Source organism: Streptomyces sp. URMC 124 (genome assembly GCF_051386455.1).
Classification (GTDB): domain Bacteria; phylum Actinomycetota; class Actinomycetes; order Streptomycetales; family Streptomycetaceae; genus Streptomyces.
On the sequence record NZ_JBPQTS010000341.1, the window covers coordinates 1 to 904 of the forward strand.

Sequence of the window (904 nt, forward strand, 5' to 3'; positions counted from 1 at the left end):
GGGTCGTAGATGTCCCAGGACGTGCCCTCGACGTGATACGCCTTGAACGTCGGGTCGATCATCTGCAGCAGACCCTTCGACGGCACGCCGTTGACGGCGTTGATGTCCCAGTCGTTGATCGCACGGGGGTTACCCGTCGACTCACGCATCACGTTCCGCTTGATGCCGTCGTACGAGGCCGGGATGCCCTTGGCACGCAGGATGTTCAGGGCCTCGCTGATCCAGCCGTCCACGTTGTTCGCGTAAGCCTTCTTCGCCGCAGCGGCGGGCTTGGCCGGGGCAGCAGCCTTGGTGGCGGGCTTGGCGGTGATGGCCTTGCGCTCGGTGGAACGGCTCGCGGCCTGCTTGGCAGCCCGGTCCTCATCGGCCTTGGTCTTCCCCGCAGCAGCGGTCTTCGCGGCAGCAGCGGCGGTAGCCGTGTGCTTCTCCAGCTCAGCATGCTGCGTCTCACCGAAAGCCTCAGCACTCCACGCCACCGGCTTGACCGGCACCGCAGCCGAAGCGGCATCGCCGCCGGCAGCGAAAGCGTGCGGGGCGACGGCGACCGCGACGACAGCGGCACCGGTCGCAGCAATACCGGCAACGGAGAACTTGTGAATCTTGGGCAGACGGGCAATGGCGGAGACGGTGGAGCGCATAACTGAGCTGAACCTTCCAATCGCGGATGTCGCCTGGCCCTGAAGCGGCGCAAAATCAAAGCGCCGTTTCTCGGTCGACGGCGCCCAGCGACCCCGTAATTGTTAGCGGCGCCCAAAACCCCTGACAAGCACTGTGACCTACTACCACCTTTCATGACACCCACCAGGACCCAACGGCCCCGCCCCTTAATTCCGCCCCCGCATTCCACTAACGGAATTCGTAAGTGAGCCAGCTCTCATGGGCGCCCTCACACCCGACAGCCCCC

1 protein-coding gene is annotated in these 904 nt (G+C 65.0%); it reads right to left on the reverse strand.

Features of this window, described 5'->3' with window-relative positions; translation table 11 throughout:
• On the reverse strand, positions 1–638 hold a 638-nt coding region (locus ACSNOG_RS32825), incomplete at its 3' end, for a transglycosylase SLT domain-containing protein (protein WP_436756347.1).
• Positions 639–904 lie beyond the last annotated feature (266 nt).